This is a genomic window from Donghicola tyrosinivorans (assembly GCF_003003355.1).
In the GTDB taxonomy this organism is placed as follows: Bacteria; Pseudomonadota; Alphaproteobacteria; order Rhodobacterales; family Rhodobacteraceae; genus Donghicola; species Donghicola tyrosinivorans.
In genome coordinates this window covers 181407-188861 of record NZ_PVTQ01000009.1, presented here as the reverse complement: position 1 = coordinate 188861, position 7455 = coordinate 181407, and the positions used below count along the sequence as shown (strand labels likewise).

Annotated in this window: 9 protein-coding genes and 1 pseudogene; 2 read left to right on the top strand and 8 right to left on the bottom strand. The window is 59.7% G+C overall.

The window, feature by feature from the left end; genetic code table 11:
* The 7 genes and pseudogenes from CLV74_RS23200 to pcaD all read right to left on the bottom strand — a co-directional run.
* Positions 1 to 95 (bottom strand): annotated as a pseudogene (locus CLV74_RS23200) (succinyl-CoA--3-ketoacid-CoA transferase); the annotation flags it as partial.
* The gene (locus CLV74_RS13950) at positions 92 to 1444 is read right to left on the bottom strand and encodes a lyase family protein (protein ID WP_170108057.1); all 1353 of its coding nucleotides are present in this window, start codon (positions 1442 to 1444) and stop codon (positions 92 to 94) included. The gene CLV74_RS13950 and the pseudogene CLV74_RS23200, both read right to left, overlap by 4 nt.
* Complete coding sequence (locus tag CLV74_RS13945; RefSeq protein WP_106265874.1) at positions 1441 to 2283, bottom strand: 3-oxoadipate:acetyl-CoA acetyltransferase; 843 nt, start codon at positions 2281 to 2283, stop codon at positions 1441 to 1443. The genes CLV74_RS13950 and CLV74_RS13945 overlap by 4 nt, the downstream gene beginning before the upstream one ends.
* A 51-nt stretch (positions 2284 to 2334) precedes the next feature.
* Complete coding sequence (gene pcaG, locus CLV74_RS13940) at positions 2335 to 2934, bottom strand: protocatechuate 3,4-dioxygenase subunit alpha (RefSeq protein ID WP_106265828.1); 600 nt, start codon at positions 2932 to 2934, stop codon at positions 2335 to 2337.
* A gap of 1 nt (position 2935) precedes the next feature.
* The gene (pcaH, locus tag CLV74_RS13935) at positions 2936 to 3664 is read right to left on the bottom strand and encodes a protocatechuate 3,4-dioxygenase subunit beta (protein ID WP_106265825.1); all 729 of its coding nucleotides are present in this window, start codon (positions 3662 to 3664) and stop codon (positions 2936 to 2938) included.
* The gene (pcaC, locus tag CLV74_RS13930) at positions 3657 to 4043 is read right to left on the bottom strand and encodes a 4-carboxymuconolactone decarboxylase (RefSeq protein WP_106265823.1); all 387 of its coding nucleotides are present in this window, start codon (positions 4041 to 4043) and stop codon (positions 3657 to 3659) included. Before pcaC ends, pcaH begins: the two co-directional genes overlap by 8 nt.
* A complete protein-coding gene (gene pcaD / locus CLV74_RS13925) occupies positions 4043 to 4828 on the bottom strand; it encodes a 3-oxoadipate enol-lactonase (RefSeq protein WP_106265821.1) in 786 nt (261 codons plus the stop codon). The genes pcaC and pcaD overlap by 1 nt, the downstream gene beginning before the upstream one ends.
* An 85-nt stretch (positions 4829 to 4913) precedes the next feature.
* Between pcaD and pcaQ the strand changes: the two genes are divergently transcribed.
* Together pcaQ and CLV74_RS13915 are read left to right on the top strand one after the other, a co-directional pair.
* Positions 4914 to 5840, top strand: coding sequence for a pca operon transcription factor PcaQ (gene pcaQ / locus CLV74_RS13920; RefSeq protein ID WP_106265819.1), 927 nt, complete (start codon positions 4914 to 4916; stop codon positions 5838 to 5840).
* A gap of 147 nt (positions 5841 to 5987) precedes the next feature.
* The gene (locus CLV74_RS13915) at positions 5988 to 6401 is read left to right on the top strand and encodes a response regulator (RefSeq protein ID WP_106265816.1); all 414 of its coding nucleotides are present in this window, start codon (positions 5988 to 5990) and stop codon (positions 6399 to 6401) included.
* Here the strand turns inward: CLV74_RS13915 and CLV74_RS13910 are convergent.
* Positions 6398 to 7267 carry a LysR family transcriptional regulator gene (locus CLV74_RS13910; RefSeq protein WP_106265814.1) on the bottom strand — a complete coding sequence of 290 codons (870 nt, stop codon included), beginning with the start codon at positions 7265 to 7267 and terminating at the stop codon, positions 6398 to 6400. The genes CLV74_RS13915 and CLV74_RS13910 overlap by 4 nt on opposite strands.
* Positions 7268 to 7455 lie beyond the last annotated feature (188 nt).

Sequence of the window (7455 nt, the reverse complement as noted above, 5' to 3'; positions counted from 1 at the left end):
ATCCCGCAAAGGCCAAAGCCCCCTGCCGCAATCAGCATGTCGTCGCGCAGCAGCCCTTCAAGAGCCTCCGACGCGCTGCCATACACTTTGTTCATTCATCTTCCTCCGAGGATGAGGTTTCAATCAAAGGCGCTGCCCGCGCAAAGATGGCCGCAGCCTGCATTTGCGAGGGGGCAATCGCCCGTTTGGGGTCCAACGCGGCGGCCCAGTCGATGCCCTTGGGGCCAATCTCGGCCAGAGCGTCGGCCAATGTGCCGCCACGGGTGTTCACGATCTTCAAGGCGTCCTTCACCAGCCCCTGCGCATCGGCGCGGGGCATGTGGGCCGCCAGAGCAAAGCTGGCCGCTTCGGACATCACCGCGCCGCCGTTTGCCTCAAGCATCCGCGCCATGTTGTCAGGGAAGGCTTGCAGGCTGGTGGCAAGCTCCTGCCCGTGGCGCAGGGCTGCTGCAGTGGCGATCAGGATCTGCGGCAGGGCGAACCATTCCAGCGCCCATTTCGCCCCGTCCCGCTCTTCCAGCGGGCTGGCGGCGGTAACAAGCAAGGGGTTCAGGCCGTTGATATAAGCAGCCAGCGTGACAATCGCCTCGGCCCCGACGGGGTTGGCCTTTTGCGGCATGGTGGACGAACCGCCCCCTTTGCCAGCCTTGCCCTCGGCAGCCTCGGACCGGCCCATGACAACCAGATCAGAGGCCATTTTCGCCAGTGCAGCCGCGACACGGGCACACCAAGCGCCAAGCAGGACCACAGCGTTGCGGTCGGAATGCCAGACGTTATCATGGAATAAACCAAGCATTTCGGCGATCTGACGAGCGATTTCATCACCATGCGGTGCAACCGCCAGATTGTTGCCCGCAGCACCGCCAAATTGCACGCGGCACAGCTTTTCCCGCAGGCTTGGCAGTTCTTCGGTTAGGGAAATCAGCGGCGCGGCCCAGTTGGCCGCCCGCAGACCCAATGTGATCGGCGTAGCGATCTGGCTACGGGTGCGGCCTGCCATGACGGTTTCGGCCTGATCCTCGGACGCTTGCTTCAGCGCCGCGATCAGTGCGGGCAGACGGGCCGCGAACAGCCCCAGCACATCGCGCAGCGCCATCACCGTCGCCGTATCCACCACGTCCTGAGAGGTCGCGCCCCAGTGCAAGGCCTGCCCCTCAGGGCCGCAGGCCTTACGCAGCTGCGCCACCAGCGCAGGCACAGGAACACCGGCAGATGCGGTCCCCTGCCCCAGCCCTACCAGATCGGGTGCAAACCCGTCCAAAGCCTTGGCAATGGCATCGGCGCTACCGGTTTCGGTCAGGCCGACGGCCTCGGTCGCGCGGGCCAAGGCCACCTCAAAGGACACCATATGCGCAGCAACCGCCGCTTCTGAAAGAAGGGCGGTGGCTTCTGGATCGCCATAGAGCGGCGCCGTGACGGCGCCAGTCAAAGGGGTCGGGGTCATGCGGTTACAGGCACCTTCAGATTCAGCATTTCGCGTGCCTGCTGCCATGTGGCGACGGGACGCTCGTACTTGTCGCACAGATCGACCACGCGCTGCACCAGTGCCGCGTTCGAGGGTGCCAGTGTGTCGCGGTCAATGCGCACGTTGTCTTCAAGACCGGTGCGTGCGTGACCGCCCGAGGAAACGGCCCAGTCATTCAAAGTGATCTGATGCGCACCGATACCAGCGGCGCACCAATTGGCATCCGCGCCGAACAGGCGGTGCACGGTTTTGATATAATAATCAAAGACATCGCGATCCACAGGCATCGCATTTTTCACACCCATCACGAACTGGACGTAGGGGGTTTCCGCGATCTGGCCCTTTTTGAACATGTCGGCGGCCTTGAGGATGTGGCTCAGGTCGAACGCCTCGATCTCGGGCTTCACGCCGTATTTCACCATCTCGGCGGCCAGCCAATCGACCAGTTCCGGCGGGTTCTCATAGACGCGGGTGGGGAAGTTGTTCGAGCCAACCGACAGCGAGGCCATGTCAGGCGACAGGGGCAGCATACCGCCACGGGTCTGACCCGCGCCGGAACGGCCACCGGTGGAAAGCTGCACGATCATGCCGGGGCAGTGCTTTTCCAGACCTTCTTTCAGACGCGCAAAACGCTCGGGGTCAGAGGTCGGCTTACCCTCATCGTCGCGCACGTGGCAGTGGGCGATAGTCGCGCCAGCCTCGAACGCCTCTTGGGTGCTTTCGATCTGCTCTGCCACAGTGATCGGCACTGCGGGGTTGTTCTCTTTGGTCGGCAGCGAGCCAGTGATCGCCACACAGATGATGCAGGGTTTGGTCATGTTCGCGTCTTTCATGCTGAGGGGCGCCCACGGATGGACGCCCCGAATGATTTAGATATCGAGGAAAACCGTCTCGCCTTCGCCTTGCAGACGAACGTCAAAACGGTATTTGCCTTCACCGATCTTCTTAGCGATCAGCGTGTCCACACGGGGACGCTGTTCGATGCGGGCCAGCAGCGGATCTGCGCTGTTGTCCTCATCCTCAAAGTAGATGCGGGTCTGCAGGCCGATGTTGATGCCACGTGCGCAGATCCAGACCGAGATATGAGGCGCCGAAAAGCCGCCACCACGAGCCGGAACCTTGCCCGGCTTGACCGTGCGCAGAGTGAACTCGCCGCTTTCGGCATCGGCTGCAAAACGGCAGTGGCCGGTCACGGCGGGGTCTGCACCCTCTTGGCCAGCGAATTTGCCAGCCGCATCGGGCTGCCAGCTTTCCAGCAGCGCATCGCGCATTGCCCAACCAGTGCCGTCAAAGACCGAACCGACGATCTCGATCACTTCGCCCTTTGCGCCGTCGGCGATGGGGCTAGTGGCGATTTCCTCATCATAGTAGCCCGCGTTGCCCGCATAGGTGGGCATCAGGCCGATGTGGACGTAGGGGCCAGCGGTCTGCGACGGGGTCTCTACCAGAGTGTCCAGTTTCTGTACCATCTTACATCCCCTCCAGCTTGTTTTCGAACATGGTCTGGCGGCGACCGCGCAGAACGATGTCAAACTTGTACGCAAGGAAATCCAGCGGACGCGAGCTTGCCAAGTCAAGCGGCGCGACCAGACGGTCCAACTGGCTGCGGTTCTTGATGGTCGCAGCAATCGGGCAGTGGTTGATCAGCGGATCGCCCTCAAAATACATCTGGGTGATCAGGCGCTGGCCAAAGCTGTGGCCGTAGACCGAGATGTGAATGTGCATGGGGCGCCAGTCATTGCCACGGTTCGGCCAAGGATAGGCACCGGGGCGAATGGTCAGGAACTGGTAGTAGCCGTTCTCGTCGGTCAGAGTCCGACCGCAGCCACCAAAGTTCGGGTCCAGCGGTGCCAGATAGCCGTCTTTCTTGTGGCGATAGCGGCCACCGGCATTGGCTTGCCAGATCTCGACCAGCGTGTTCGGCACAGCGCGGTTGTTTTCATCAACCACACGGCCGTGCATCAGGATGCGTTCGCCCACAGCGGGGGCCGCGCCCTTGGTCCAGTTCAGGATCAGGTTGTTGTCCAAAGCACCCAGCTTGTTGTGGCCGAAGGTGGGGCCGGTTTCCTCGGAGAGGCCGGATTCCATCGACAACAAAGGTAGGTACGGGGAACGGGAAACACTTGTTTTATATGCAGGATCGTATGCGTCTGGGTGCGCTTCGCGATTCCGCGGAATAAGCGGGCCTAAATCAGTCATCAGATGCCGCCTCCATTTCGGCATAGGTGGCTTTCGCCAATTTCAAGGCATGGTTCGCGCGAGGGACCCCGGCGTAGATGGCAACATGCTGGAAAGCCTCCAGAACGTCGCGCTTGCTTGCGCCGGTACGGGCAGTGGCCCGGATATGCATGGGGATCTCTTCAAAGTTGCCCGTGGCCGCCAGCAGCGCCAGCGTGATCATCGAGCGTTCGCGACGGCTGATGCCATCGGACGCCCACACGGTGCCCCAAGCGCCCTCGGTGATGAGGGTCTGGAAGGCGAGATCGAAATCAGTCTTGTTGGCCTCGGCGCGGTCCACGTGGGCATCCCCCAACACGGAACGGCGCACCTTCATGCCTTGGTCAAAGCGGTCAGACATCAGTTTGTCTTCTCCAGAAAGTCGATAATCAGTTCGGCAACCACCTCGGGCTGCTCGATGCAGGGCAGATGGCCCGCCCCATCGATGATGTGGAACTCAGCGCCGCACAGTTTGGCGGTGGCCTGCACCAGTTCGGGCGGCGTGCTGCCGTCCTGATCGCCAGCCATCGCCAACACTGGCAAGGTGAGCCCGCTGGTCGCGTCGGTCAGATCAGTGCCTGCAATCGCCTGACAGGAACCGATGTAACCCTCGGCAGGCGTGCGCGACAGCATGTTGCGCCACATGGCCAGCTCTTCGGGTTTGCCGGTGCGGAAGGCGGCACCGAACCAGCGCTCAAGGATCGCGTCGGCCAGCGATTCAATGCCGTCCTTCGCAACCGCATTGATCCGCGTGTTCCACATATCAAAGTTGCCGATCTTGGCGGCGGTATCCATCAACACCAGCGCCTTCAGCAGATCGGGGCGCTTGGCCGCCAGCCCCTGCCCGATCATGCCGCCGATGGACAGACCAACAAAAGTAATCTCGCTCAGGTCAAGCGCCTTGGCCACGCCTTCTGCGAAATCCACCAGCTGCTCCATGGTATAGGGCGCCTCGGGGCAATCGCTCAGACCGTGGCCCGGCTTGTCAAAGCGGACAATCCGCAAGTCCTGCGGCAAAAGCGGGATCAGATGATCCCAGACCCGCAGATCCGTGCCAAGCGAGTTGGCGAACATCACCACACGGCCATCTTTGGGGCCTTGGTCCTGAACGTGAAGAACCACTTGATCAACAGTAACAGTGTGCATCTGAATCTCCCTGCGCGGTGTTTGGCATAGCCAATCGGTGAATAAAATTATAATCTCGTGAAAGTTTCATAACCCAGAGGTTATAGTGATTGATCCGCAGATCCGCATGCGCCACATCCGGTGCTTTCTGGAAACCGCCCGTCTTGGCAGCCTGTCTGCGGCGGCAGATGCGCTGCATGTCAGCCAGCCAGCCGCGTCGAAAACCATCAAGGAACTGGAAGACATTCTGGGGGTCGCCCTTTTTGATCGCAGTGGTCGCAGGCTGACCCTGACACGGGCGGGCAGTCTGTTCCAGCGTCATGCGGGCCCTGCAATGGTGGATTTGCGCCGCGCGCAGGATATGGCCCAATCAGCCCCGAAAGACCTGACCCGTCTGGCGGTCGGAGCGCTGCCCACGGCGGCCACGGACCTGCTGCCACTGGCCGCCTTGCGCCTGCGTCAAGAAATGCCCGAATGCCTGCTGCGCGTCACCACAGGCCCCAACTGGATGCTGCTTAGCCAGTTGCGCGAAGGCGCGCTTGATATGGTGGTGGGCCGGATGCCTCCCGCCGGCACGACCGAGGGGCTGTCATTTCGCCAGCTTTATTCCGAAAGAGTCGTCCCTGTCGTGCGTCCCGATCACCCGCTGCTAAGCCGCGAATGGGCCCTGACCGAGCTGGACGATTACCCGCTGATGCTGCCCCCTTCCGGTGCAGTGATCTCTCAGTCCGTGCGCACATTCCTGCATTCCATTGGTCTTGGAGCTGCGCGTCCGGCGTTCGAGAATGTCTCGCTGGCGTTTGGACGCAAGGTCGTGCAGCGCTCGGACACGATTTGGTTCATCTCACATGGAGTGGTACGTGAAGAGCTTGAGATCGGCACGCTGGCGTTGCTGCCCTTGGCCAATGATCTGCTTGGCGGCCCCGTAGGCGTTTCCATGCGGTCCGAGACCTTTCAAACTGCCGAACAGGCATTGATGCTGGATATCCTGCTAGAGACAGCACGCCAGCACCCCACGCGTTTGACCTCATAAAATGCAAAGGAACTTCAAAATCATTGCAAAAATCGTTTTCTCCGCTTCGGAAAATTGACTTCATACAATAAAAAGGCTATACTTTAATACTATAGATACTTGGTGATCGTTTTCCGGTTTCCCACCTCATCAAGATCGGATCGTTCCATGCGGATCGTAATCGTCGAAGACGACGCGCTACAGCTTAGCATCATCACCGAATGGGTTTCCGAACTGTTTGGCTGTGAAATCACCAGCTATGACAACGGCCCCAGCTTTCGCGATGGCGAATTGAACGGCAATAGAGCTGCCCCCGAAGTCATCTTGATGGACTTTTACCTTGGCAATGGCGCAGGGGAGACAGGGGCCGATCTGGTGAATGTCATCCGCAGCACACAAGGGCCAATCGCCAGTGCGGGGATCATTATGACCACCGGCGTTTCCGCAAAAAGTCTGGCCCGCGCCACGCAGGATCTGGCCATCGACGGATTTCTCCTGAAGGACCAGATCTCGCGCGAGAGTTTGGGCATCGCGATCCGCATCGCACGGCGTCTGCAAAAGGAACGCCTGGTCTACGCCTAATCCAGATGCTGATCTGGAATGGCGCTTAGGACCAGTCGGTCACTACGCGCGGCGAATGTGCCTTCCAGCCAATCCATCACACGGCGCACCGTCGCGTCTTTCTTTCGCAGGGCGTGAATGTACAGATAGATGTCCTGCTCCATCCCAGAGTATTCGGACAGCAGCCGCAACCCGCCATGGGACAAAGCGTAAGGCTCTGACAAAACAGCGCAAAACGGCGCGTCCACCACGACATCCGCCTCGACGGTCCGATCCGAGGTGGTTAGATACGGCGCTCCGAAACGGTCACGCAGTTCCCCGTATAACCCTTCGACGCCTTGCATCCCTTGCGACATGATCCAGCCTTTCAACTGGTCGCGGCCCTGAAAATCAGCCCCACACCAAATTCCATAAGTGATCGAGCCGACCCGCTTTCGCAACAGGTTGCCTTCGCTGATCAATTCGGGGGTGATCAGAATATCGGTCTCGCCGTAGGCCAGACTTGCGGTGCGGAAGGACATATTGAGGCGGATGTCAGGATTGTTACGCCAGAATTCACCGACCTTCCTGATCAACTCTGCCTGTCGCATTTCCGGAGCGCAGGACACACGGATCTCGCGGTCACGCGCACCCGCATCACATTGGGAGGTCACAAAGATCAGTTGCTGTTCTGTTTGTTCAGCACAGGCGATCAGGCCCTTGGCCTCTTCGGTGGGCGCCCAACCGACGCCATTCTTTTCAAACAGGGGAAACCCCAATCGTTCTGCGAACCCGTGTATCCGCCGCGAGACTGTCCCGACATTGGTTCCCAGATGTTCAGCCGCCGCCGACATAGTGTGGTAGCGCGAAAGCGCTAGGCAAAAGCGTAGGTCATCCCAATTTTCCATAGGTCCCCTCTCATTTTTTAAGGGTGCAATAAAACCCGCTACGGACCATTAAATCACTATTCCGAACGGACCTGACCGATAGGAAAGGGCAAACGGAAGAAATCAAAAAATTTCAATTTTTCAAATTGTTAGATTTAAAATTCAAATCATCAACAGCGGACAAAAACTGTCCGAAACAACACACCGCC